The organism is Virgibacillus ndiopensis (assembly GCF_900187325.1).
Taxonomy (GTDB): Bacteria; Bacillota; Bacilli; order Bacillales; family Amphibacillaceae; genus Virgibacillus_E; species Virgibacillus_E ndiopensis.
This window is the reverse complement of sequence record NZ_FZMZ01000006.1, coordinates 119138-145848: the sequence shown is the minus strand read 5'-3', so window position 1 is coordinate 145848 and position 26711 is coordinate 119138. Positions and strand designations below refer to the sequence as shown.

The following is a 26711-nucleotide window of genomic DNA, read 5'->3' as shown; positions in this document are numbered from 1 at the left end:
CTTATTATTTCCATACCAACTAATAAGTTAAACATACAGGACAACCATTTGTTCTACACTACTTCATACAGCTTCGTTGGTGATTTCGGATCTGTATCAAAAATGTTGATTTTTTTGTTAAGTTCAAAACCTCGTTCCTGCAATACGTTACTAACAGACATACGAGCTAGATCCTTCATGTTGTTATCTAAGCTTAAGTGGGCTAGATAAATTCGTTTCGTTCGATTCCCTATAATATCGCATAGTGCTAATCCACTATCTTCATTAGAAACGTGACCAGAGTCTCCAAGGATACGTCGTTTTACATTCCATGGATATCTTCCCATCCGTAACATACCAACGTCATGATTTGCCTCAAAAATATACGCATCTGCATCTTCAACTGTTTTTTTGATTCGCTCTGATACATAACCTAAATCCGTAACAAGTGCTACCTTTTTTCCTTGATGATGAAAGGTATAAAACATCGGTTCTGCTGCATCATGGGATACGCCAAATGATTCTACTTCGATATCACTAAATGTTTTTACCTGTTCCAATCCAAACTCAAACTTCTGATCTAATGCAATTTTGCCAATGGATCCTTCCATTGCTTTCCATGTTTTTTCATTTGCATAAATTGGCAAATTATACTTTCTTGCTACAATACCTAATCCTTTTATATGGTCACTATGTTCATGGGTCACGAGGATTCCTGTTAGGGATGACGGGTCTACTTGAACCTCGCCCAGCAGCCGATCCATCTGTTTTCCACTTAGCCCAGCATCAACAAGTAACCTTTCTTTCTCAGATTCTATATAAAAAGCATTTCCCGTACTTCCTGATGCCAATACACTAAAACGTAATGTCATTCTGTCTCACTCCGATTAATAACTTCTGGCCACTGACTAAGTTCGTTTAAAACTTCTTTTTTCAAATCATTCTTATCTTCCATTGTTCCAACTTCTTCTTTAATCATTTTTATCGAATCCTGTAAAAATTGAACTTCATCGCTGGAAAATACAAATCCTTCAATTGCATTAACAAAATACAATCGTTCACCTTTTACACTTATTTTCCATGTTGGTGCTAATGTTTGCGTACCATCTGTAACATTAACTGCCGTAAAATAACCAATTTTCACATCCGTAACTTCATCATCTGTATACAGATAATTCTCAGTAAATAAATTATTAATAGCTTGAATAGGTTCATATAAAGGCTTGACACTATCCAGGTCATCAACTTTTCCCATCATCGTCTGCACATAGAAACTCATTTCATTGTTATCATTTAGAAATACAAGGAGCATCCCGCTTTGATTAAGATATACTGGTCGTCCGTCTTTAATTTGTGAAAAAATCAAGACATTAAAATTTTTATTCCAACCCCAAAAATCATAATCATCTGGGAATAAAATATAATTTTTAATCGTCTCTTCTATCGTTTCGTCCTTTACGTCATTTGGTAAAGGTATTGGCTTTTCAAATTGAGATACGATTAAATCATTATTAATGATCGTACTTGATTGATTTTCAAAACCAGTTAATGTGGTAGATTCCTTTTCTGTAAAATTCTTTTGAGGAACTGAAATATAGGACTCCTTTAAATTAACCTCATCTAATTCAGGTTGTATTTTAATGTTTTCATTTTTAAGCCGCTGTTCAATTGTTGAATTTTGTTGCTCCAATGTATCTAAATCCGACTCATCCTGTTTAGTGATAAATTGATATAATAAGTATATATCCAGAATAAGAAAGCAGAGGATAAATAGTGTTTTTATTTGACTCCATTGCATCCTCAACTCCCTCCTTTGTTAATCGGAATTTCATCACCAAAATCTATTTTTTTCCAAGTTCCATTTTCGTTAATATACCAGGCAGGTTCAAGTTTTACATAAAATTGTATACTTGCACTTTGTTGTACAGATAAATCATAACCAACTTTAATGTCGATAATATCATCTACCTTATATTTAGGATGGTTTTGTAAATAAGAGGTTACGCCTAACCCAGACTGTAATTCCACTGACTCGCCACCTAATGAATTATTTAAACTAAATAATGGTCGTTGGTATTGATAGAGATCAAGGTTATGCCACTCCTGTTCAATTTTTGTTAAATCATTACTATTATAAACTGGATACCCATTGTAAAACATGCGATACGTCAGCCGATTCGATGCTGCATCCATGTGCACAAAGTTATATTCACTATTCCAGCCTTCCTCAACGTTGGATGTGCCCGTCCACCCCATATGTTCGTTAATATTATCAACGCTATATTTTAAGACATCTAAATTATTCATACGTTCATCATTCGATGTGACTTGCGGACTAGTTAATTCCATCAATTTACCGTCATGCCGCAATCGCATTCCACTTATTGAATCAGTAAAATAAGGTTCTCCAATATTAGAGCGACTTACAATTGACGGTTTATTGAATAAGGCATCAACGAGTTGATCCGTATCAGTAGTAGTCACTGTGAATGACCGTTGAGTCATTTTCATAGAATCTTTTGGAATATATACAAGAGAATCGGAATCGTCGAAGGTAACATACTCCTTTAAATCCTTATGTGTCGTTACATATTGCCACAGGAGATCATACTTTTCAGCGTTATTTACAGATGCAATTGCTTGCTTTTGTTCATTTTCTGATAGGAAATGAACCTTCAGTGCCTTTGAATCTAAGTCAAATGTGATAAACATCCGCTTAAATGACCAATCAGGTAAAAACGTATCTTCTTCGTTTAATTTGAAAATAGTTTTCACAATCCCCATAGATAATGCATCTGGGAAAATAAGTTCAACTTGATAGTCGTTTGAAGGTGCGCCATTTGACTCTTTGATTCCAAAATTATATAACACCCATGATTGCATATCCCGATACAAACTTTGACGTTTCTGCGGGTTTTTAAATCCATAATGGTTATTAAACTGATGGAACATTATCGATTCTGGCTCAACGATGTCTTTTTGTGTAACCTCTCTTCCACCAATATCCATGTCGACCTCAATTTGATTATTAACCGATGGATAATCAGGTTTAAAGTTCCATAAACCCAATGTCACCAATAAACTTACGCCAACCAATACCGTTAATGCTAATGATTTAGCCGTTTCTAGTTTCATTGGTCACCCCTCCGCTTCTTGTTCATTAGCGGAAGTGTAAAGAAAATCGTTGTCCCTTTTCCCACTTTACTTTTTGCCCAAATTTTCCCATGGTGTGCTTCCACTAATTCTCTTGCAATCGCAAGACCTAAGCCTGTCCCGCCAAGCTTTCTCGTTCTTGCTTTGTCAGCCCGATAAAAACGGTCAAATATTTTATCGACCTTATCATATGAAATCCCTATTCCCTGGTCTTGAACACTAACCAACAACTGATGCCTTTGCTTTTCAATTTTAAATCGAATCGTTCCACCCTCTGGTGAATATTTAATGGCATTGGAAATAATGTTATCCAATACCTGGGTCATTTTATCTTTATCCATCCAAACATAAAATTGGCCTTTTGGTAATTCCCGTTGGAGCTTAATACCCTCGTGTTCATTCATGGCAAAACGGTCAATAATATGGTTTAAATAGGCTAGGAAGTCTGTCTTTTCCATATGTAAACCATAGTCTTTATTGTCCATTTTCGATAGCTGCAATAAATCATTTACCATGCGTATCATACGTTCTGTTTCATTTTGTGTAACACTAAGAAATTTAGGGGCAATATTTTTATCTTGCCAAGCGCCATCTGTCAGTGCTTCAATATAGCTGCGCATCGTTGTTAATGGGGTTCTAAGCTCATGTGATACGTTAGATACAAATTCACGACGTTCCTGTTCAATTTGTTCCTGTTCCGTTACATCACTTATTACTGTAATAAAACCAATAATATCTTCTTCATCATCAGAAATAGTTGAGAAATTTGCACGAATTAGAAAAATATCATCGTCTTCACTTAAGTCAATAATCATAGATCCACTATCATGTAATTCGGTAATGTCCACATCTTTTTCACCCAATTGTAATATCTCAGGTAAATATTCATTCCTAATATCTTCGGGATTCATGCCAATAAGCTTCCCTGCTGCATCGTTCATTAACGTAATGGCACCCGTTCGATCGGTTGCGATGACCCCATCTGACATATTTGACAGAACGGAGCTTAATTTTCGCCGTTCTTCCTCTATGGTTGCATAGGAATGCTTGAGCCGCTCGTTCAAATCATTAAACGTTTCAGCTAGATTACCAATTTCATCCGCTCCATATACATTTACTTTTTGCGTAAAATCTCCTTTAGCCATTGTTTGCGCCTGATTACGCATTTCCAAAATCGGCTTGGTTATCGTTCTTGCAATTAAAATACCCAAAAAAGCCGATACGGCAATAGCTAAAATCGACCCCTTCAAAAATATTTGGTTAATTGTCTCCAATTGACTATAAACACCTTCAAGTGATGCTTGTATATATATAGCACCAACAACAAGTTGCTTATCATTATAAATTGGCACAGCTTTTACAAATAGACGCACCTTATTTTTAGAATCCCACATTCTTTTGGTTCTTGATTCTCCATGATTTAGTGCAATTTGAATAATTGGATTCGTTGTCTTTTTTCCAACATTAGTTGTACTGGAATAGTCGTTGGTCGCCAAAACGATTCCAAGGTTATTGACAACTTGAAAGCTCATTTCTTCTTTTTCAACCTCACTAACAATTTCCTGTACATCCTGTCGTAATTTTTCAGGTCCATCTTCAGTACGCTCTTTTGTAAATGCCTGTTCCAAATACGTACTTGTTAACTTTACATTGTTACTAACCGAGTCTTCAAAGTTTGTCCTTAATGTTTCCTCAAGTCTCTGGGCAAAATAAGACCCAATCACTTGAACCGCTACAAGCAACAATAATATATATATAATGATAAATTTTAATTGTATGGAGCGGAAGAAGCCCACTTTTTTCATAAAAACCTACTCCTGATCAGGATTACGTAAATAATAACCAACACCACGACGTGTAACGATCCACATAGGGTTGCTTGGATTCTCCTCAATTTTCTCACGAAGTCGTCTGACTGTTACGTCAACAGTCCTTACATCACCAAAATAATCATAACCCCATACGGTTTCCAGTAAGTGTTCTCGAGTCATAACTTGGCCAATATGGCGTGCTAAATAATGCAACAACTCAAATTCACGGTGTGTTAATTCTACTTGTGCGCCATCACGTGTCACCGCATATGCATCCGGGTGAATAACAAGACTACCAATAACTATATCCTTTGTGGCTTTCACTGTATCATCCGGAACCTGTTGTTGTCTGCGCAGGTTCGCCTTGACTCGTGCAATAAGCTCCCGATTACTAAATGGCTTTGTTACATAATCATCAGCACCAAGCTCAAGACCCAGCACTTTATCTATTTCCGAATCTTTTGCTGTTAGCATAATGATTGGAATCGTTTGTGTTTTACGAATTTCACGACACACTTCATTTCCGTCTTTATTTGGCAGCATAATATCTAATAAAACTAAGTCTGGTTTTTCTGCCTCTGCAAGTTCAATTGCTTCGTCCCCATCGTAAGCACAAACCACTTGGTATCCTTCTTTTTCTAAGTTGAATTTCAATATATCTGCAATTGGCTGTTCGTCATCTACTACTAAAATCTTCTGACTCATTACAGTCACATCCTTTATAAAATAACTTATATAGTAACTAAGGATAAACCAGACAATGAAAACAGCTAACTACACCGACTTTCATCAATCTGACCTTTTGCCTCTACTTTTTATTTCAGCATTTTTCTTTATCACATGCTTTTGTCTATTTTATCGTACTTTGAAGAAAATGTCTTTATATATAGCTAATGATTACTTCAATCCCCTGTCTAACGGTGCTCAAATCAACCATTATGACTTAAAAATCATTAAGAAAAGCGCAAGCGCTTGTTTAGAGACGTGTGACTGCGCCCTGCCAAGCAGGGTGGTTCGGCGTTGTCGCGCAAAGCGGTGGTTTTAGTCGAACATTCCTACGCAGAAGATAAAGGAAACTCGGGTGAGTAGCGAATCGATGTTGACCTTATCGTACGGAGGTGAGGGGATGTCCATCAGTCTCTGGGCGCTGGGCTGGACATGGCTAACTCTATAGAAAACTGAACAAATCCTAAATTTTATACTTTCTTACCTATCAAAAAAAACTGACTCGAATAAATAACTCGAGTCAGCTTTCCTTATTGTCAATTAGAAATATTTCTGTGGATTCTGTAACGAACCATTAACATGGACTTCAAAGTGTAAGTGAACACCTGTTGAATTACCAGTTGCTCCCATCACACCAATTTGACTTCCTCGTTCAACTGTTTGACCAACTTGAACACCGATGGAAGATAGATGAGCGTAAATTGTTTTCATGCCATTATTATGATTAATTACAATTTTATTTCCAAAGCTTCCGTCTCTTCCAGCCTCAACTACAACGCCATTGTCTGCTGCAAGAATCGCGCGGTTGCTTGGGCGTGCGATGTCCATTCCTTTATGCATACGACCCCAACGCACCCCGACGTTACTTGAAACATATCCCCCAATAGTTGGCCAGTGTAAGTTTCCAGAACCCCGTGATGGTATTACTTTTGTTCCTTTAATAATAATCTTTTTAACTGGTTCATTTGTTACTTTTTTATCAATAGCTTCTTTTGAAGTAACTTTACCGTTTTGTTTTTCAATCGCATAATGAACGATTTGTTTACCCTCTTTACCTTCTTGCTTTACATTTGTTTCACCTTTGTAAAGCTCGTCTGACTCGATAATTTCAGTTTCATGTTTGATTGTTTCTTCTACTTTTTTCTCTTCTTTCACAATTACATCAACAAATGGTTTATATTCTGTAACATTAATTTCCTGGTCAAGCTGTAAAAGCGAATCCTCGTCAAGGGAAGGATTTAACTCTAGCAATTTGTCTAATGATAAATCATATTGACTAGCAATCCCACCAAGTACATCACCATCTTGAACCTTGTGTACTTTTTCTTTGAGGGTGCCTTTTTCTAACAGCTTCACACCTTCTTTTACCGTTACTATATCTTTCGGTAAAACTTTTTGTTCAGAAAATGAAACTTTTTCTGATAGTGTTAAGTCTAATAGAATAGAGTCACCAACAGATAAATTTGTTTTTGCTTCAGATGGATTTGTTTTTGCTTCAGATGGATTTGTTTTTTCCTGAGATTGTTTTTGTTCAGACTTTTTTGCTTCTAATTTTTCTAGCTTTTTCTGATCAACATATTTTGCTTTATATGCTTTTAAAGCTGCATCAGCAGTCTCTTGATCTTTAAAATAACCAACTGTTTCATCTGCTATTTTTAATTCTACTGCTTTAGCCTTTACGGAAAGTTCATTTTTTAATATATCGGAAACCTTACTATTATTATATGTAGGATTAAAAACCTTTTCTGGAACGAATGATACATTTTCGCCAATCGTCATTTCGAATTTGTCGAATTTTTTTTGGCCAGTTGTGACTTTTCCGTCCATTATATTTTCTACTACAGCTTTATCGTCTATTTTACCAATGTGTTCACCGTCAACGTATACATGATAAATAGTCTCTAATTCAGCTGATTCATCTGCGTACACTGTCGTAAATGTAAGACTTAAGCCTAAACATGTAGTTATTGCCGTTTTTTTCAGTAAGCTCAACCGTTTACGCTTACCTTTCTGATTACCTTCTAGCACGATACTTATTTCCCCCTTACTAAAACGTGTTATACATTTCTCTCTATTTCGTACAAGTTAATAGACTTTCTCAAGTATCACCTCTTAATCTATCATATGTTTAATAGGGGGAAAACAGGAAATGACATAATGTAAACAAAATGTATAATATATTCCAATTTTTTACCATTGCGAAAAGGTCATTGTATCCTTATCGTGTATAAAGTTACTTTTTATTACTTTTTCACTGAACTATTTAAAGCGTTTTTTACAATCATGTTACAAAATTCCACACTAGAAGCACTACCTACTATCTATATTTATGGAATAATATGTAATATTAATACTTCCAATAGTACAGAATGCATCTTTTTATTCTCTAATGTACAATACAAAAACAAATAACGCTACTGATTCATTTGATCAGCAGCGTTATCTTTTTACCTTTAACTATATACACTTCTTACAACATTTGTCTGTGAACGATCCGGCCCTACTGAGAAGACAGAAAGCGGAATCTCAGTGAGTTGTGAGATTCGTTCTAAATAATGCCTTGCATTTTCCGGCAAATCATGTAGATTTTTGACTTTAGTTATGTCCTCCGTCCATCCAGGCATTTCTTCATAAATCGGTTCACATTCTGCCAGCACCTTTAAGCTTGCTGGGAATTCTTCCATTATTTCACCTTTATAACGATATGCAACACAAATTTTCAATGTTTCAATTCCAGTCAATACATCTAATGAGTTTAGTGAAAGATCTGTAATACCACTAACACGACGAGCATGACGAACAACTACACTGTCAAACCAACCGACACGGCGAGGTCGCCCTGTTGTTGTCCCATATTCACGACCGACTTCGCGAATTTGGTTTCCAATTTCATCGTGTAATTCAGTAGGAAATGGGCCGTCTCCTACACGTGTTGTATAGGCTTTTGACACTCCCACAACGTGATTTATTTTTGTTGGACCAATACCAGAGCCAATGGTTACACCACCTGCAATTGGGTTTGAAGATGTGACAAACGGATATGTTCCTTGATCAATATCAAGCATAACTCCCTGTGCACCTTCAAATAAAACACGGCGTCCAGCATCAAGTGCATCGTTTAATACAACTGATGTATCACAAACATACTTTGCTAACTGTTGTCCGTATTCGTAGTATTCGTCTAAAATATCTTCAACTTTTATTGGATCAACTTCATATACCTTTTCAAACAAGCGGTTTTTCTCTTTAAGGTTTTGTTCTAATTTCACTCGGAATGTTTCTTTATCTAAAAGGTCAGCAATACGAATGCCGCTTCGTGCTGCTTTATCCATATATGCAGGACCTATTCCTTTTTTTGTAGTACCAATTTTATTAGCTCCTTTTTCTTCCTCTTGAAGAACATCAAGCTGTAAATGATACGGTAAAATCACATGTGCTCTGTTGCTGATACGTAAATTATCTGTTGAAACATTGCGTTCATGTAAGTATGCAAGCTCCTCAACAAACGCTTTCGGATCAATTACCATGCCATTTCCTAACACACATGTTTTATCTGAAAAGAAAATACCTGATGGAATCAAATGTAATTTATACGTAATCCCATCAAACTTGATCGTATGCCCAGCATTGTTGCCTCCTTGATAACGAGCAACAACTTCTGCATTTTGAGATAGAAAGTCAGTAATTTTACCTTTGCCTTCGTCTCCCCACTGTGTTCCAACTACAACTACTGAGGACATAGTGCACCTCCATATGAATTATCATTTGTATATTTAGTAAGTAACAGAGTAATTTTATCAATAATAACAATGTAAGTCAATGTAAATACGAACATTAATATAATATAATAATTTAATGTTCGGTAAACGTCGTGGTAATTTGGTGCTGCTAAATTGAGTAGCTGGTAGACAACGCCAGCCGAGGCTGGGTTTTTACCACCTGGATAAAGATCAGCATGAAGAAGAAACAACACACTGCAATAACATTGCCTTAGTGAAAACCCTCACGCTCCTATGTTAACCAAAAAACCAGTTATCAACCCTAATGGAACACAAAAAAACAGCCCCAATAAAGAGCTGTTTTTCCAAGTATTATACCGGCACCGGTGGAATATCACTTTCCTGATACCGATGATCCAAATCAACAAATTTGTTATATTCTTTCACAAATGCAAGTTCGACTGTTCCCACTGGACCGTTACGTTGTTTAGATATGATTATTTCAATAATATTTTGTTTCTCAGACTCTTGGTCATAGTAATCATCACGATATAAGAAACCAACAATATCGGCATCCTGCTCAATACTTCCGGATTCACGTAAATCAGACATCATCGGACGTTTATCCTGACGTGATTCGACACCACGGGATAGCTGTGACAATGCAATTAATGGAACATTTAATTCACGTGCTAGACCTTTCAATGAACGAGAAATCTCAGAAACTTCTTGTTGTCTGTTCTCTTTTGAATTTGCACTTCCAGAAATAAGCTGCAAGTAATCTATTAAAATCATTCCAAGACCATGCTCTTGTTTCAAGCGACGGCATTTAGAGCGAATTTCACTAACACGTATCCCTGGCGAATCATCGATATATATTCCTGCATTCGATAGACTCCCCATAGCCATTGTAAGTTTACTCCAGTCATCGGGTTCAAGACTACCAGTACGCAATCGTTGTGCATCGATATTACCCTCTGCGCAAAGCATCCTTGATACGAGTTGATCTGCTCCCATCTCCAAGCTAAAAATTGCTACGTTCTCATCTGTTTTAATGGCAACGTTCTGTGCAACATTTAAGGCAAATGCTGTCTTACCAACAGATGGACGAGCAGCAACAATAATTAAGTCGTTACGCTGAAACCCCGATGTAATTCGGTCAAGGTCGCGGAACCCTGTTGGCACACCGGTTACATCTGCACTTTGGTGATGTAAGGTTTCAATATTATCATAAACGTCAATTAACACATCTTTAATAGATTTAAAGGCACCTGAATTCTGGCGATGTGATACCTCTAAAATGTTCTTTTCCGCTTCGTTTAGAACATCCTCAACCTCATCTTCACGTGTGAAACCTGTCGTAACAATATCAGTTGCTGTTCGGATCAGACGGCGTAATACTGACTTTTCCTCAACAATTTTACTATAGTAACCAATATTAGCTGCTGTCGGGACACTTCCGGCAACATCCGTTAAATAAGAGACTCCGCCAACTTCATCTAACGTTTTTGCATTTGATAGTGAAGTCGTAACAGTTACAAGGTCGATTGGTTCCCCTTTATCAGAAAGCTTCATCATCGTCTCAAAAATACGTTGATGACTAGCTCGGTAAAAGTCTTCTGGAACTAATAGCTCGGATGCTGTAGAAAATGCATCCGGTTCTAAAAAGATTGCACCGATTACTGCTTGTTCTGCTTCTATATTATGTGGTGGTGTACGGTCATTCCAATTTTCATTCATCATATTCCCCCCTCTAGTAGAGGTGTTTAAACTAGTACTAGTACTAACTTGTCTCGTATAAATATAAGATTGTCATCTATTATTTTGTTGTTTTCATAAATTTTGGTACTCTCTTAGCCTTACAGTACGTAAAAAATCATGTTCGGTGCCCCTTATACCGCTACGGAAAGACACCACGCTTTCCGTGTGCTCGCGATGAGCCTCCTCGTTCGCAAAGACCGCTCCCTGAGGGTCTCATCATCTTCGCTTTCCCACAGGAGTCTCCGTGTATTTCCTTCGCTGATATTTGCTTACTTTATACTCTCACTTTTTTATAAGAAATAGAAAAACATATATTTTCTTACGAGCAGCCCGTATACACGGAGACTCCTGGGGGATGAGAGGCATCGGTGAGACCCCGGAGTGCGAAGTGTATACGGGCTGCGGGGCAGAAAGCAATAAAATTTGGTAAAATTGCTACATCACTTATCTCGTAGTTTATAGATCTATCAAAAATCTATTAGAAAACTGCGTTTATTTTTCAACTACATGCACTTTAATCGATCCAGACACTTCCGGATGAAGTTTAACTGGAACAGTTGTATAGCCGAGTGCACGAATTGGTTGATCTAATTCTATTTTACGTTTATCAATTTTATATCCATGTGTTTTTTCTAATGCTTCTGCGATTTGTTTGCTTGTAATGGAACCGAATAAGCGACCAGCATCACCAGACTTAGCCTTTAATTCAACTGTAAGATCTGCTAATGCATCCTTTAAATTAATTGCTTCATCTTTTTCTTCTTGCTCTAATTTTTCTTCTTTCTTTTTCTTCGCATCTAATGCTTTCATATTCCCAGAAGTTGCTTCTTCTGCTAGTTTATTTTTCAACAAATAATTACGAGCATAGCCATCAGATACATTTTTCACTTCGCCTTTTTTCCCTTTTCCTTTAACGTCTTTTAAGAAAATTACTTTCATTCTTCGTCTCCTCCTCCAAAGTATTCTACAAGTATATCTTTTAAGAGTGCTTCAGCATCATTAATTGTTGTATCTTCTATTTGTGTGGCTGCATTGGTTAAATGACCACCACCGTTCATTTTTTCCATGATAACTTGCACATTCACTTCACCTAGTGATCTTGCACTAATGCCGATTCTTCCGTCATTACGCTCCGAGATAACAAATGAAGCATTAATGCCACTCATCGTTAACAACGTGTCTGCTGCTTGAGCAATTAACACAGAGCCATATACTTCTCCAGGTTCTCCTTTTGAAATAGCAATTGAGTGACGATAAACCTTTGCCCGTTCAACTAACTTACTACGTTTTATATATACATCTAAATCTTCTTTCATAAATTGTTGCACAAGTACCGTGTCTGCACCTTTTGAACGTAAATAAGATGCGGCATCAAAGGTTCGTGAACCGGTACGCAATGTAAAGCTCTTCGTATCAACAATAATCCCTGCAAGCAATGCTGTTGCCTCTAGCATTTTTAGCTTTAATGTTTTCGGCTGATATTCTAAAAGCTCTGTTACTAACTCAGCGGTCGAGGAAGCATATGGTTCCATGTATACGAGAGTTGGGTTTTCGATAAATTCTTCCGCTCTGCGGTGATGATCAATCACTACTTTATATTCCGTTTTATTTAGTAACCGTTCATCCGTTACCAATGATGGTTTGTGCGTATCAACTACAACAACCAAACTTCTGCTTGATACGATTGCTTCGGCCTCTTCCGGCTCAATAAAATATTGCCATATGCTTTCTTCTGCTTTAATCGCTTCAACAAGACGATGGACACCTGTATCAACGTCATCACGGTCAAACACGATATAACCTTCTACATCATTTGCTTTAGCAATATTTAAAATACCGATAGCGGCACCAAGTGAATCCATATCCGGTGATTTATGCCCCATGATCAGTACATTGTCACTTTCCTTTACAAGCTCTTTTAGTGCATGGGAGATAACTCGAGCTCTAACCCTTGTTCGTTTTTCCATCGGGTTTGTTTTTCCACCGTAAAACCGTACTTTACCGGAGTCATCTTTCAATGCTACTTGGTCACCACCACGGCCGAGTGCTAAATCAAGACTAGACTGTGCTAATTCCCCAAGTGTTGGTAAATCCATACTGCCGAAACCAATTCCCATACTAAGTGTTAACGATAAGTTTTGTTCTGCATTTAATTCACGAACCTCATCCAAAATATCAAACTTCGATTTTTCTAGCTTTTGTAAAATTTCTTTCGTTCCAACAGCCAAAAAGCGTTCCTGCGATGTCCGTTTTAAATAGATACCATATGATTGCGACCAACTGTTTAAGACCGATGTAACCTTAGAGTTCAGCTGACTCTTTAGTGTATCATCCATGTTTTGAGTAATTTCCTCATAATTATCTAAGAAAATAATTGCTAATACCGTCTGCTCATTTTTATAAAGTGTTTGGATTTCGTTTTGCGTCGTTCGATCAAACAGATACAACAAGCGTTCTTCCTTTTTGATCGTAGTTTGAAATCCAAAATCACCTAACTCAAACCATATTTCATCCTTTCCTTCCTTGATCATCGGAATCAAGTCCTCGGAAAGGAGATTAAGTGATTCTCCGACTAACGTATCATCTTCAGCAAACTGATTCATATATGGATTCGCCCATTCAATAAAATAGTCTTCATTAAATAAGACAATACCAATGGGCATTTCTAAAAGCGCCTCTTCCCCGACCTTTTTCACACGGTAAGAGAGCGTTGATATATATTCCTCAGTCTCATTAATTAAGGTTTTTTCATTCTTTATACTATAGTAAAAGGACGCTGCCAAAAATAATGTCATCAACAGTCCTAATACCCATTGGTAATACCATATAACACCTAGCAAAATAATTGATAATAGATAAATAATCCACAAATGTCTGCTAAGCGTCGGCTTCTTTTGTATATCTGGCATAGAACTCAGCTCCTACAACCTATTTCCACACCTATTTCTTATCCTTATCAATACGATCTCTAAGTCTAAACCCTATATCAATTATACCTAAGATTCGTACAAGATAAAGCAATAGTAATGGAAAAAGTAATGTCAAAATAACACTACCAATTGGCAATGCTTTTGACTTGTTTTTCTGATGTGCAAAGAAAAAGATAAACGAAAAACCTTGAATCGTCATGAGTAACCCAGTTAAAACAAGTACATTATTGACCGCTAAAAACAACGTTCCATTCTGGTCAAGTTCAAAATACGATACGATTAATGCAAAAAAGTAAATCCAAACTAATGATACCGGAAACGTTAAATTACGAAATGGCGGAAAATGAAGTTTCTTGTTATCCAGCCTATTGATCACCTTATAACTAAACCACTGGCTAATAAACGCCATTATTATTGCTATAAGCGCAATCCCAACCGGAAGAAGATCTTTTAGCATGGATACATATTGTTCAATCATCAGCAATTGATCGTCCGCCTGCTCTGCCAAGCCAAATTGTTCCATAATATCCTGACTTGTTTGCATAGAATCATCAATCATCGAATCAATTTCATTCACGATATTAATATCAAAAACAAGCTGTGTTACTAAAAAGATAAACACTAAGCCAATTACAAATCCTACTGTTCCTCGTGCCCATGTTTCATAGGCAGATGATCCCTTATGCATAGCACTTCCAATCATAATTCCTCCAACCCCCATTAGGATGGTAAGTGGAAGTGAAAATACCGTTGCAAATAAGCTTGATAATACAATGGATGCTACCAACATTAATAACGTTGGCTTCCAATCATATCTAAAAGCGAATATGATAAACGGTATTGGTAGTAAAAATGTAGCTACTAGCTCAATTAACGGAACGTAAAATGCTACTAATAATAAAACGATATAAATAGCAGTTAATAGTAACCCGTCTGTAAGTTTTTTTGAACCATTCATATATTGCACCTCATTAGTTTATATCCTGGCAGATCTTTATCTAATTTATCTCATTATAATATGATAACATTTTTTACGTGAAATTTGGTGTTGAAATTAGTAGAAACATTTATTTCCTGGGCAATTAATCTGCTGAACAGCGAAAATATTGTTAGTTTTTGTTCCTATGGAAGGTTGCTTTCGTAACTATTATTCCCATTTAATCCGCAGCCCAAAATACTCTCGAGAATTCTTTGTGTATTTTCGACTGCTTGACACGTATATGCAAAACCCCTACTTTCTTCATCCCTGAATCTTGCTTACTAGTTGATATAAAATGCGATGTAACAGCAACGTGATTTCCGCTCCAGTCATTCGCTTTCCGCGGGCGGCTGGTTGTTCAACTGTGGTACTTATAATCTTTACAAAAACAAGCAATCCGTAAAATGTCATGGATTGTTCATCAACAATCAGCGCATTTTTCCGTAAGTTTTATTATAATGATGTTAGGCTAATTTATAAATAAGGATGAACTAAATGAATTTTTTGCAAGCACTTTCCGAAAGTATTAAATTACCAAATAAACAAGCAGTATTTAGACTAAATAGAATTGGGATGGACACTACTGTGGTTTACATGTTTATTCTACTATTGCTTGTCTCTATTCCCTCATTAATTGATCGAATAGCATCTTCAAGCGGTCCTGGCGCTGATATGAACCTGTTATTCTTACTTATGTACTTTTTTATTTTTTATTATCTGCCATTAACCATTTTTGTATTTGTGATGTTATCTGCTGTTGCTTATATTGGTACTTGGATTAGTCAATTATTGCATCGAAAGGTACGATTTGCACTACTATGGAAAATGAGTGCCTATACAACAACAATCCCTTTTATCATTTATACGATCATTGCCTTAATCGTACCGATAGATGATAATTGGCTGTGGTTATTTTTAGGCTATACATTTATATTGTTAATCAAAATTATTACCATTTACCCAAAAAAACGGATAAGGGGAGACAAACATTGAGATACATTTTGCTTTTACTTACCTGCTTTTTCATTCTATCAGGATGTACAGAAAACAATACATCGAAAGAAGACAAGGAATCCACAGAAATTTTCGTGTCTGCAGCCGCTAGTTTATCAGAAGCAATTGCAACTATTAGTAAAGCATACGAAGAAAAAAATCCTGGTGTTACGGTTACATTAAATTTTAGCGGCTCTGGAAAGCTTGCTCAACAAATTCAACAAGGTGCTCCAGTAGATGTATTTCTATCTGCTAATCAAAATTGGATGGAAGTTTTAGAAGGCGAGAAACTAATTATAGAAGATACGCGAATAACCTTTACTAGAAATGAACTTGTTATGATTGGCAAAAAAAACTCCGAATTAAAATTGGACTCATTTAATAACCTTAATCAAACTAACATTGATCAAATTGCGATAGGGAATCCAGAGAGTGTACCAGCTGGGAATTATGCAAAAGAAGTACTGGTCAAATTGGATAAGTGGGACGAGCTAAAAGATAAATTTGTCTATGCAAAAGACGTTAGCCAAGTACTTGCTTATGTAGAATCAGGAAACACGGAAATTGGTTTTGTTTACGGTAGTGATATGTTACGTTCCAACAAAGTAAAGTTATTAGATGTAGCCAACGATAATTGGCACTCTCCAATCGTCTATCCAGCAGCTGTAACTTCAGCAAGTGAACATGCTAAGGCATCCAAAAAATTTGTTGAATTTTTACAAAGTGACACCGCACAATCAATTTTAGATGCTAATGGGTTTACGAATAACTAGTAATAAATTAGGGTGGGACATTTCATGAACTATACACCATTACTTTTATCATTAAAAATAGCGGGCATTGCCACTTGTATCGTGTTTATGTTCGGAATTTTATTTGCAAGAATACTAGCACGAAATCAATTTCACGGTAAACGTATTATTGAATCAATCTTAATGCTTCCTTTAGTCTTACCACCTACTGTTGTTGGGTTTGGATTATTGTATTTATTCGGCAAAAACGGACCAATCGGCAGTATACTCATGCAAGTATATGATTTTCAAATTGTATTTACATGGATTGGCGCTGTTATCGCGGCAACTGTTGTCGCATTTCCATTAATGTATCAAAGCGCTTCGGCTGCCTTTCAAAATTACGATCGGAATATCGAAAATGCAGCATTAACCATGGGAGCATCCAGATTTCGTGTATTTTGGACTATTTCGTTTCCCTTAGCATGGCCGGGCCTGTTAGCAGGTTTAGTATTAACCTTTGCCCGTGCATTAGGAGAGTTTGGGGCAACACTTATGATTGCTGGTTACATACCAAATAAAACGGATACCATTCCGCTTGCAATCTATTTTGCTGTTGAAACGGGTAACACAGAAGCAGCTACGTTTTGGGTAATAAGTATAATTGCAGTTGGCTTCAGTGCGATCCTATGGTTAAACTGGTGGAGCGGTCGTAACATTTTTAAGGTCACAAGTAATCAATGATTGGCGGGTTACATAATGCTAGAACTAGCTATAACAAAAAAGTTAAAAAACTTTTCAATTGAAACAAAGTTTAAGGTAGGAGAAGAAATAGTAGTGTTATTTGGGCCTTCCGGGGCTGGTAAAACAACGATTCTTAATAGTATTGCTGGGCTTACTAACCCCGATACCGGAGCAATTATATTAAATAATAGAATGCTTTTTCATACAAAGGAAAAACCAGTTCCTGTCCAAAAGCGAAATATCGGTTATTTGTTCCAGGACTATGCGTTGTTTCCACACATGACGGTTAAAAAAAATATTGCCTATGCTATGAAGGACGAAGCTTTATTAAAAAAGTTGATTTCAGTAATTGGCATCGATCATTTACTAAACAGTTACCCACATCAAATTTCCGGTGGCGAAAAACAACGCGTTGCCCTAATTCGGGCTTTAGCTACAGAACCAGAGGCTTTACTATTAGACGAGCCTTTTTCATCGTTAGATGATAAGACGCGAGAAGAATGTCAACGTGAATTGTTGCGGCTCCATGCTATATGGAAAATACCTATTATTATGGTAACCCATGATTTTAAAGAAGCAGAAAAGCTGGGTAATCGCATTTTACGAATCCAACAAGGCAAATTAGAAAAATAGAATATCAAATCTAGTAAAAAAGCCTTTAATTAGCATAGTAAAAGCTAGTTAAAGGTTTTTTGTTCCGCTAGCACATCAGAATACATATAATTTAGGGTACTATTCTAGTAATAGGCAATCTCATTGTTTTATTCAAATTAGGTAGTTGTATTATATCAAAACATACCTAGGTTCATATAAATACAGTATAAATACTTCAAGAGTACAAATAACTAGGAGGGTATTAAACTATGATGGAAAGCAATTTTCCTTTTTTAATGGAAATGAAGGATAAAACCATTCAAGTTTTTAAAGGTGGACCAGAATCAAAAGTTGGTAAATTACTTTATGTAAAAAATGATTACCTTGCATTAGAAACGAAAGACAACAATGTTATCTATTATCAATTATCACATTTGAAAAGTGTCATCGAGGATTCAAAGGGAAACCCGTTGTTTATCGATGTAAGTGAAGATGATGAAAATGATGAGAATGCTGTAGATAACGGAAACTTCATAGAACTACTGAACAATTTTATATTACAGGATATACAAGTGAATCAAGGTGGTCCAGAATCTCAATCAGGTATGCTCTTATTGGTAAGACCAGACTATTTGGCAATTTCAACCGATAAAGACGGTGTTGTTTACTATAACCTGGAGCATATTAAAAGCATCAGCGAGGTAAATGATGAGAAAGAGGAATCACCTGAAAAAGACGAATCATCTAGAGAAAGCAGCTCAAGCAGCAGTTCTAGTAGTTCAAGCAGATCAACTGTTGATGAAGAATCATCTGGTGTATGGGAAGAAGTAATTGTGGAGGATATTGTACCAGCCTGTGCATTTGAGGATGACTTCAATGCATTACTGGATAGTTTCAATCAACGCTGGGTAATGATTAATAGTGGTGGACCTGAAAAGGTGGAAGGGGTACTTGTAGATTGCTCTCAAGACTATGTAACGTTAGTTCATCACAAAGACTTATTTAAGATTGCCATCTTCCATATAAAAACTGTTCAAGTTGCATCAACTGAAGAAGCAGAAGATGCTGAGGAATCATCTGATAATGATGAATCGTCTGACAATAACAATGAGAATGATGACAATAACAATGATTCCTATACAGGTGGAAGAAATTACAAAGGACCAAATCCCTTTAAACAAAACAACTGGAGCCGTAGACGATAAAATGATAGTTAGTGTGGGCATCACATAGACCTAATAATCAAATTATATTTTGTTGATGTCCACTTCATGTCTTATTATGAAAGGAGTCCTACTATATGCTACTACCCACTTCCGTTTTCTGTATTTGTGGATTTTTTCTCTTTCGGTTTATCCAGCCTCCGATTCAAGGTGGGGTAAAAGGAGATATCACACCTGTGGAATTAGTTAAAAAGGTCAATCAAAATGCTTGAAAAAACCATGATAATGTATATAATTTTCTTTTTTTTTACCTTTCTAATGCTATGGAGACCAAAGGGATTAAATGAAACCATTCCCACCTCGATTGGTGCATCTTTAGTATTAGCACTTGGAATCGTTCCATATAGTGATATTCTTGCTATTCTTGAAATAATAAGTGGTGCTTCTATTACCATTATATCAACTATTATCATGACTATCGTCTTAGAAAGTATTGGTTTTTTCAAATGGGTTGCACACAATTTAGTTAACAAAACAAAAGGATCTGGTCGATTATTATTTCTATATATTATCGTGATATGCTTTTTAATGACACTGTTTTTCAATAATGATGGCAGCATTTTAATTACAACTCCTATCATCATCCGAGTATTAAATATGATTAAATTAAAGCCTCACCAAAAAATTGCGTATCTGTTATCAGGAGCGATAATTGCGACGGCAGCAAGTGCTCCAATTGCAGTTAGTAATATTTCAAATCTAATTGCATTAAAAATAGTAGGACTGGAATTAAATAGTTACGTAGAAATGATGTTTGTTCCCTCTATGATAGGTATCTTAACTATCGCAATTCTTCTATTCCTATACTTCAAACAAGACATACCAAAAAAGATTGAATATCAAAATATACCATTTGATATGAATGAAAAACCTATATTCCAGCACCCATTCTCTCAAACTAGTACAGATAAACCAGAATATGATTGGACCATGTTTAAAATATGTATATCGATTGTCGTTCTTATCAGAGTAGGCTTCTTCTCCTTAACCACGTTTGGTATACCGTTAGAGTGGATTGCTATAGTCGGTGCAGTTTTATTGATCGGAATCAGGTGGTTTCGTTATCAAAAAGGTATTAGGGATATTATTAAAAAGACACCTTGGCACATTCTCATTTTTGCGTTTAGCATGTACGTTCTCGTATATGGACTTAAAAATGTAGGATTTAATACGGTATTATTTGAACATCTGCACAGTTTGGTTGCGAGTAGTCATTTAAATGCAATAGCTATAATGGGCACTTTGTTAACATTTCTCTCAAATATATTTAATAACCTACCAGCAGTTATGATTGGAACACTGTCACTTACAGAAATGAATTTGGATATAGATACTTTACAAGTTGCCTACCTCGCAAATGTAATTGGCAGTGATATTGGAGCTCTCTTAACACCTGTAGGTACCTTGGCAACCCTCCTTTGGATGTTCATTTTGAAAAAGAACAAAATTCCTATCACATGGGGACAATATTTTAAAGTAACCATTATGGTTATTCCAATAGGATTGATTATAAGCCTTTTGAGCTTATATCTATGGACAAATTGGTTATTTTTTTAAAAGGAGGTTATGTATAGAAAATGAGATTGTTAAACCAGTTCTTAGGTAATGACGTTACGATTTTGATATCCGGTGGAGTTGTTTATAATGGAATGCTAATCGATATAGGGTCTGAACTAGTGGTTATTTACAATGGTGAGGATTATGTATATATCCCCTTTCAACATATACAAAATGTTTCGCTTAACCTAGATCCGGACGAAGATATTGAGAAACCGGAAAACACTCCATTTGAAGGGTCAGAAGAAATATCACTTCGAAAAATATTAAATAGTGCAAAAGGTACATTTGTAGAAATACATGTTATAAAAAACAGGGCAATTCACGGATATATAACAAGTATTTTAAATGATTATTTTGTTTTTTATTCCCCAGTATTTAAAACAATGTTCATTTCATTAAATCATCTTAAAGCCTTAATTCCCTACAATCCAAATCAAACCCCTTATGCACTAAACGAGCAAAGACTACCTGTAAAACCCACTCAAATTACACTGGCGCGTAGCTTTGAGGAACAATTAAAAAAACGGGTAGGAAAAATTGTCGTATTTGATTTAGGAGAATCCACAAGCAAAATTGGAAAATTCGAACAAATAGAAGATAAAATGATTGAGTTAGTCACAGCACGGGATAAAAGTAAGATATTAAACTTTAGACATATAAAAACTGTGCACTTTCCAATTGAATAAATTGGAAAAGCAAAAAACAAATATTAGCGACGTATGGACTGAAGTATTTAAAACATAAAAAACCTCTAATTTTATAAAGAGAACAATTCTCTTGCACAAAATTAGAGGTAATTTTATTACTCAGATACGTAAGGCAATAGTGCCATTGTACGAGCACGTTTTATTGCTACTGTAAGTTTACGTTGATATTTAGCAGAAGTTCCAGTTACACGACGTGGAAGAATCTTTCCACGTTCTGAAATGAAACGTCTTAGTAAATCAACATCTTTATAATCGATGTGTGTAATTCCGTTCGCTGTGAAGTAACACACTTTACGACGCTTTGCACGTCCGCGACGAGCTGCCATGAATACCCCTCCTTTTTTTAAATGTGGGTTCAAAAGGTTGGCAAATTAGAAACAAGAAGTTCGAGGCGGCGTAGGCTTGAGGGCCGGAGAGTAGGCAAAAGCTACATGAGAACCGGTAAGCCCAGCCAACGAAGAAATTCACCGTTTATTATTTGTTGACCTTTTGAACAACCTCTTTAGAATGGTAAATCATCGTCTGATATATCGATAGGCTGACCGTTATTTTTAAACGGGTCCTCTTCGTTTTGTATTGGTCTGTTTTGGTTTTGATTCTGATTCGGTTGAAAGCCAGATGACCCTTGGCTTTTATTCTGAGAAGATCCTTTTGTTTCTAAAAACTGTACACTATCTGCTACAATTTCTGTAACATATACTGTTTTACCATCTTGTCCTTCAAAAGTACGCGTTTGAACACGGCCGTCTACACCTACCATACTACCCTTACTCATGTAGTTAGCAAGGTTTTCAGCTGGTCTACGCCACACAACACAGTTAATGAAATCAGCTTCACGATTTCCTTGTTGATTAGAAAATGGACGATTAACAGCTAACGTAAAATTGGCTACTGCCACTCCGTTTGGTGTATAACGTAAATCCGGATCCTTCGTTAATCTGCCGACAAGTACGACTCGATTCAACATCAGAACCACCCCTTATTATTGATCTTCTTCTCGAATTGCCATATGACGAATAATATCGTCTGAGAATTTCGCTAGGCGGTCAAATTCGTTAACTGCTTCTTCACCACTAGTGAAATTAACAACTACATAGTATCCATCACGATAGTCTTCAATTTCATAAGCAAGACGTTTCTTGCCTTTTTCGTCAACTTTAGTAATCTCCGCGCCATTATCAGTTAAGATTTTATGGAAACGCTCCATTAAAGCGGTTTTCGCTTCCTCTTCCATGTCTGGGCGGATGATATACATGATTTCGTATTTTCTCATCCGTTACACCTCCTTTTGGTCTTAGCGGCTCCTTTTTATTGACAAGCAATAAGCTTTTCTCGAAAGGAGCAAGGAGTAATTCGTTAGTAATTACTCACAATAGTGTATTATACCAAATCATTTATAAAAAAACAACATTTCGAGAGATCCTTCTTTACGTTAATAATTAATTCTAAAATACAGTATCGCAATAAATTATACGTTAAACCGGAAATGAATAACATCTCCATCTTTTACGATATATTCCTTCCCCTCTAATCGAACTTTACCATTTTCACGGGCTTTGCCCATTGTACCTGCATTGACAAGGTCTTCATATGAAACTGTCTCAGCACGAATAAACCCTCGCTCAAAGTCTGTATGAATGATACCCGCTGCTTGTGGTGCCTTTATTCCTTTATGGAAGGTCCAGGCACGTACTTCTTGTTCACCAGCTGTAAAATATGTTGCTAAACCTAAAAGATTATAGGATGCCTTAATAAGCTTGTCGAGACCAGATTCAGAAATTCCGAGATCCTCTAAAAACATTTCCTTTTCCTCTTGATCAAGTTCAGCAATTTCTTCCTCAATTTTAGCACAAACTACGATTACTTCTGCATTTTCCTTTGCTGCACGTTCCCTTACCTTTTGCACGTTTTCGTTGGTATCGGGGTTTGCAATTTCTTCCTCACTAACGTTTGCCACATATAGTGTTGGCTTGCTTGTTAATAAATGTAGACCTTTTACAACTTTCCACTGTTCTTCAGTAAAATCTAAAGCTCTTGCAGGTTTTTCTTCTTCAAGACCCTCTTTCAATTTTACAAGTACATCAAACTCCGCTACAGCTTCTTTATCTTTTTGTCTTGCTAGCTTTTCAACTCGTTGAAAACGTTTATTAACAGTTTCTAAGTCAGCTAAAATTAACTCTAAATTGATGATTTCAATATCATCAATTGGATCAATTTTGCCTGATACATGTGTAATATTCTCGTCTACAAAACAACGTACAACTTGGCAAATCGCATCAACCTGGCGAATATGAGATAGAAATTGGTTCCCCAATCCTTCCCCTTTACTAGCACCTTTCACAATACCTGCGATATCGGTAAATTCAAATGCTGTTGGTACTGTTTTTTTCGGTTTTACTAATTCTGTTAATTTATTTAAGCGGTTGTCCGGTACTTCTACAATCCCAACATTTGGGTCAATTGTAGCAAATGGATAGTTTGCTGCTTCTGCACCCGCTTGTGTAATTGCATTAAATAATGTTGATTTCCCAACATTCGGAAGACCGACAATTCCTGCTGTAAGAGACATTAAACTTTCACTCCTTAAGGATTCATTCATCTGAACGCGTTCGTCTTACCAATTATAATACAAGCTCACAAATTGACAAGTAAAGAAAAAGCAAAAATAAGCAAGTTTTCATGCCTATTTTTGCAATTCGTAAGTAGAAAATAAATTTTTTCTATCTATTAATCCTAACAAATTAGTTTAATATTGGTAAGAAAATAATTTTCCATTTTATTCTTCTGTCTTTTCTAGAACCTTTTTCATCTTTTTCGTAAACTCTTTTCGAGGAATAAGTACACTATGGTCACAGCCCAGGCATTTAATCCGAATATCCATGCCCATGCGAATTATTTTCCACCGATTCTCTCCACATGGATGCTGCTTTTTCATTTGAACTACATCATTTAGAGCAAACTGTTTGTCTCCCATAAATAATACCCCCTCTTTCTATTCTCTCTCCTGATCCCTATCCTGGAAATCTTCTACTTCTAATGCAGTTGGATTTTCATTACGTGAATACATAACAAGGCGTGGTGATGGAATTTCAATACCTTCTTTATAAAGTCTCTCTTTTACTTCTCTTCGAATGACTCTGGCACCTGCCCATTGATATACAGGAAGCGTTTCAGCAGTTACACGAATTACATAATGAGATAACCCTAATGTCTCAATTCCGATAATTTCAGGGACACTGACAATCTGCTCATATTTACCAGGAAGTTCCCGCGCCATCTCATTAATAATTCTCTCTGCCGCTACGATATCACTCTCATATGGAACATTTATGTCAATTATGGCTAAACCATTATGAACAGAATAATTTGTAACCTGTGTGATATTGCCATTTGGAATAACGTGCTGCTCCCCTGTCCAACTTTTAATTTTGGTTGTTCGAATGCCAATCTCCTCCACTGTACCTTCAGCATTTGAAGTGAAAATATAATCTCCAACCGAAAATTGATCTTCAAAAATGATAAAAAATCCAGAAATAATATCTTTAACTAAATTTTGGGCACCAAAACCGATGGCCAAACCAGCGACACCAGCACCGGCCAGCAGTGCTCCAACATTAAATCCCAATGCATTGTCTAAAATCATAATTAACGCAGCAAAGTAAACCGTATAGGTCAACATATTTTGGACTAATTTTTTCAAAGTAGTTTCTCTGCGTTCTGTTATTTGAAATGGCCCACGTTGTTTATTTTGAAATATACGATTAATAATCTTTTTACCAACACGAACAACGAACATAGCTAGTATTATGATAACAATTACTCTAAGAAAGCCTTCACCTATATCTATCCATAAATCTTTCCCTGTAATATAATTCCATAATTTGTCAATTGCATCCAAGTTAAACCCTCCAAAAACTAGTATTTTGTAATGGATTAACATATGAATAAATTTTACAACAATATATGGATTATTAAAAGAAAAGAGTATATTTATTTTCCTCACACCTTTTTATCCAGTTTGTTCCAAATAGGGTACAGTAGTAAACGCGTTAACACATATAAATTTAATAGCCCATAAATTGGATAAATATACGTGATTAAAGTAGAAAATCCTACCGTGGTCAATGGAACCATCACCATTAAGGTTAATAAAACCAACAGCCATAAAGGTATATTCCAATGACTTTGAAGTCTAGTGACAATTCCCATAATTCCTGATGCTGCTGTTGTAAAAATGGCAAACCAAAGTAGAATTGACATAAAAATCAGCATTTGAAACGGATATTCCTTTAAAATTGCAAATAACGGTATCTCATATAAGAGCAATTCATCAGCAATTTGGATTAAACTATTGTTGTATATATAGGAAATCCCTCCTAAAATCAAGCCGCTTCCTAAACTAGCAACCCATATTTCCGTTTTGGAATGAACTTTATTTCCAATCGCACCTAATACTGCAATTAAGGGCAAAATATTTAAAGCGGTAAACGGGAAGGCTGCAGTCCAATTCCGCTGTTCATGCCAATGTGAAAAGAGTGGTAGTTTTTGGTCAAACGTAAATAACAATAATATATAGATAAGACCACTAAGTAACAACGGTAAAATAAATTGATTCATCGATAAAATTCCGCTTATATCTTTTGAGAACAATAGGATAAGTGCAATTACAATAACGAGTACACCCCACCAATAAGAGATATTAAACGCCTGTCCAGTTGCACCGCTTCCTGCAAGCATAACAACTGTTGTCGTAAATAAATATAAAAAAATCATAACATCATAGATACCTGTTAATTTATTTCCAACAATATCCCTAAGAACAGGTAAATAATCAGTTGACTTCCTTTGAAAGCTAATTTTCATAATAACAAAGCACGACATTGAAAAGAACACTGCGAATAAAAGGATAGCCAGTCCACTTTCATGCCCAAAAAATTGCCATAGTTCTCTTCCTGATGCATACCCAGCCCCTATTGTTGTACCAATAATTAAAAACATCCATTTCAGTCCAGCTCTCATGGAATTTCCTCCAATATTTTAATGATGTATGTATAGAAAAATTAATTTGTTCGTATACTTATACCAATATGTATGTGGAGGA

General features: G+C 36.1%; 25 protein-coding genes. 7 read left to right on the top strand and 18 right to left on the bottom strand.

The features are described from left to right. Positions 1-53: 53 nt before the first annotated feature. The 11 genes from CS937_RS13490 to CS937_RS13435 all read right to left on the bottom strand — a co-directional run bounded on the left by CS937_RS13490 (position 54) and on the right by CS937_RS13435 (position 15037). Entirely contained in the window at positions 54-851 is a 798-nt protein-coding gene (locus CS937_RS13490; protein WP_099159007.1) for an MBL fold metallo-hydrolase, read from the bottom strand. Then, positions 848-1777, bottom strand: a complete 930-nt coding sequence (locus CS937_RS13485) for a two-component system regulatory protein YycI (protein ID WP_099159006.1) — start codon at positions 1775-1777, stop codon at positions 848-850. Before CS937_RS13485 ends, CS937_RS13490 begins: the two co-directional genes overlap by 4 nt. A gap of 2 nt (positions 1778-1779) precedes the next feature. Continuing rightward, a complete protein-coding gene (locus CS937_RS13480) occupies positions 1780-3114 on the bottom strand; it encodes a YycH family regulatory protein (protein ID WP_099159005.1) in 1335 nt (444 codons plus the stop codon). Then, positions 3111-4937 (bottom strand): cell wall metabolism sensor histidine kinase WalK, encoded by a 1827-nt coding sequence (walK, locus tag CS937_RS13475; RefSeq protein ID WP_099159004.1) that lies wholly within the window; start codon positions 4935-4937, stop codon positions 3111-3113. The genes CS937_RS13480 and walK overlap by 4 nt, the downstream gene beginning before the upstream one ends. A 6-nt stretch (positions 4938-4943) precedes the next feature. Next, positions 4944-5648, bottom strand: a complete 705-nt coding sequence (yycF, locus tag CS937_RS13470; RefSeq protein WP_099159003.1) for a response regulator YycF — start codon at positions 5646-5648, stop codon at positions 4944-4946. A 561-nt stretch (positions 5649-6209) separates the two neighbouring features. After that, positions 6210-7697: a peptidoglycan DD-metalloendopeptidase family protein gene (locus CS937_RS13465; protein WP_099159002.1), complete on the bottom strand. Its 1488-nt coding sequence runs from the start codon at positions 7695-7697 to the stop codon at positions 6210-6212. 425 nt (positions 7698-8122) lie between these two features. Next, positions 8123-9409, bottom strand: a complete 1287-nt coding sequence (locus CS937_RS13460) for an adenylosuccinate synthase (RefSeq protein WP_099159001.1) — start codon at positions 9407-9409, stop codon at positions 8123-8125. Positions 9410-9760: 351 nt separating this feature from the next. Then, positions 9761-11128 carry a replicative DNA helicase gene (gene dnaB, locus CS937_RS13450; protein WP_099158999.1) on the bottom strand — a complete coding sequence of 456 codons (1368 nt, stop codon included), beginning with the start codon at positions 11126-11128 and terminating at the stop codon, positions 9761-9763. 513 nt (positions 11129-11641) lie between these two features. Then, positions 11642-12088 (bottom strand): 50S ribosomal protein L9, encoded by a 447-nt coding sequence (gene rplI, locus CS937_RS13445; protein ID WP_099158998.1) that lies wholly within the window; start codon positions 12086-12088, stop codon positions 11642-11644. Continuing rightward, positions 12085-14058: a DHH family phosphoesterase gene (locus CS937_RS13440; protein WP_099158997.1), complete on the bottom strand. Its 1974-nt coding sequence runs from the start codon at positions 14056-14058 to the stop codon at positions 12085-12087. Before CS937_RS13440 ends, rplI begins: the two co-directional genes overlap by 4 nt. Before the next feature lie 31 nt (positions 14059-14089). Continuing rightward, positions 14090-15037, bottom strand: coding sequence for a YybS family protein (locus CS937_RS13435; RefSeq protein WP_099158996.1), 948 nt, complete (start codon positions 15035-15037; stop codon positions 14090-14092). Positions 15038-15553: 516 nt separating this feature from the next. On the opposite strand from CS937_RS13435, the gene CS937_RS13430 reads away from it, so the two are divergent. From CS937_RS13430 to CS937_RS13400, 7 genes are all read left to right on the top strand, one after another. Then, positions 15554-16051 (top strand): DUF1189 family protein, encoded by a 498-nt coding sequence (locus CS937_RS13430; protein ID WP_099158995.1) that lies wholly within the window; start codon positions 15554-15556, stop codon positions 16049-16051. Further along, positions 16048-16824: a molybdate ABC transporter substrate-binding protein gene (modA, locus tag CS937_RS13425; protein WP_099158994.1), complete on the top strand. Its 777-nt coding sequence runs from the start codon at positions 16048-16050 to the stop codon at positions 16822-16824. Before CS937_RS13430 ends, modA begins: the two co-directional genes overlap by 4 nt. Before the next feature lie 24 nt (positions 16825-16848). Then, entirely contained in the window at positions 16849-17526 is a 678-nt protein-coding gene (modB, locus tag CS937_RS13420) for a molybdate ABC transporter permease subunit (protein WP_099158993.1), read from the top strand. A gap of 15 nt (positions 17527-17541) precedes the next feature. Then, complete coding sequence (locus tag CS937_RS13415; protein ID WP_099158992.1) at positions 17542-18159, top strand: ATP-binding cassette domain-containing protein; 618 nt, start codon at positions 17542-17544, stop codon at positions 18157-18159. Positions 18160-18389: 230 nt separating this feature from the next. Continuing rightward, complete coding sequence (locus CS937_RS13410; protein ID WP_099158991.1) at positions 18390-19325, top strand: hypothetical protein; 936 nt, start codon at positions 18390-18392, stop codon at positions 19323-19325. Positions 19326-19547: 222 nt separating this feature from the next. Next, on the top strand, positions 19548-20900 hold the full coding sequence (locus CS937_RS13405; RefSeq protein WP_099158990.1) for an arsenic transporter: 1353 nt from the start codon (positions 19548-19550) through the stop codon (positions 20898-20900). Positions 20901-20920: 20 nt separating this feature from the next. Beyond that, entirely contained in the window at positions 20921-21589 is a 669-nt protein-coding gene (locus tag CS937_RS13400) for a DUF2642 domain-containing protein (protein WP_099158989.1), read from the top strand. 116 nt (positions 21590-21705) lie between these two features. Here the strand turns inward: CS937_RS13400 and rpsR are convergent, their stop codons facing one another. From rpsR to CS937_RS13365, 7 genes are all read right to left on the bottom strand, one after another. Continuing rightward, the gene (gene rpsR, locus CS937_RS13395) at positions 21706-21936 is read right to left on the bottom strand and encodes a 30S ribosomal protein S18 (RefSeq protein WP_099158988.1); all 231 of its coding nucleotides are present in this window, start codon (positions 21934-21936) and stop codon (positions 21706-21708) included. Positions 21937-22112: 176 nt separating this feature from the next. After that, positions 22113-22577 (bottom strand): single-stranded DNA-binding protein, encoded by a 465-nt coding sequence (gene ssb / locus CS937_RS13390; protein ID WP_099158987.1) that lies wholly within the window; start codon positions 22575-22577, stop codon positions 22113-22115. A gap of 15 nt (positions 22578-22592) precedes the next feature. Then, on the bottom strand, positions 22593-22883 hold the full coding sequence (rpsF, locus tag CS937_RS13385; RefSeq protein WP_099158986.1) for a 30S ribosomal protein S6: 291 nt from the start codon (positions 22881-22883) through the stop codon (positions 22593-22595). A 195-nt stretch (positions 22884-23078) separates the two neighbouring features. After that, the gene (ychF, locus tag CS937_RS13380) at positions 23079-24179 is read right to left on the bottom strand and encodes a redox-regulated ATPase YchF (protein WP_099158985.1); all 1101 of its coding nucleotides are present in this window, start codon (positions 24177-24179) and stop codon (positions 23079-23081) included. 207 nt (positions 24180-24386) lie between these two features. Next, positions 24387-24584, bottom strand: coding sequence for a DUF951 domain-containing protein (locus CS937_RS13375; protein WP_099158984.1), 198 nt, complete (start codon positions 24582-24584; stop codon positions 24387-24389). An 18-nt stretch (positions 24585-24602) separates the two neighbouring features. Then, positions 24603-25508: a mechanosensitive ion channel family protein gene (locus CS937_RS13370; protein WP_342748218.1), complete on the bottom strand. Its 906-nt coding sequence runs from the start codon at positions 25506-25508 to the stop codon at positions 24603-24605. 101 nt (positions 25509-25609) lie between these two features. Further along, positions 25610-26629 carry a YkvI family membrane protein gene (locus CS937_RS13365; protein ID WP_099158983.1) on the bottom strand — a complete coding sequence of 340 codons (1020 nt, stop codon included), beginning with the start codon at positions 26627-26629 and terminating at the stop codon, positions 25610-25612. Between the last annotated feature and the right edge of the window lie 82 nt (positions 26630-26711).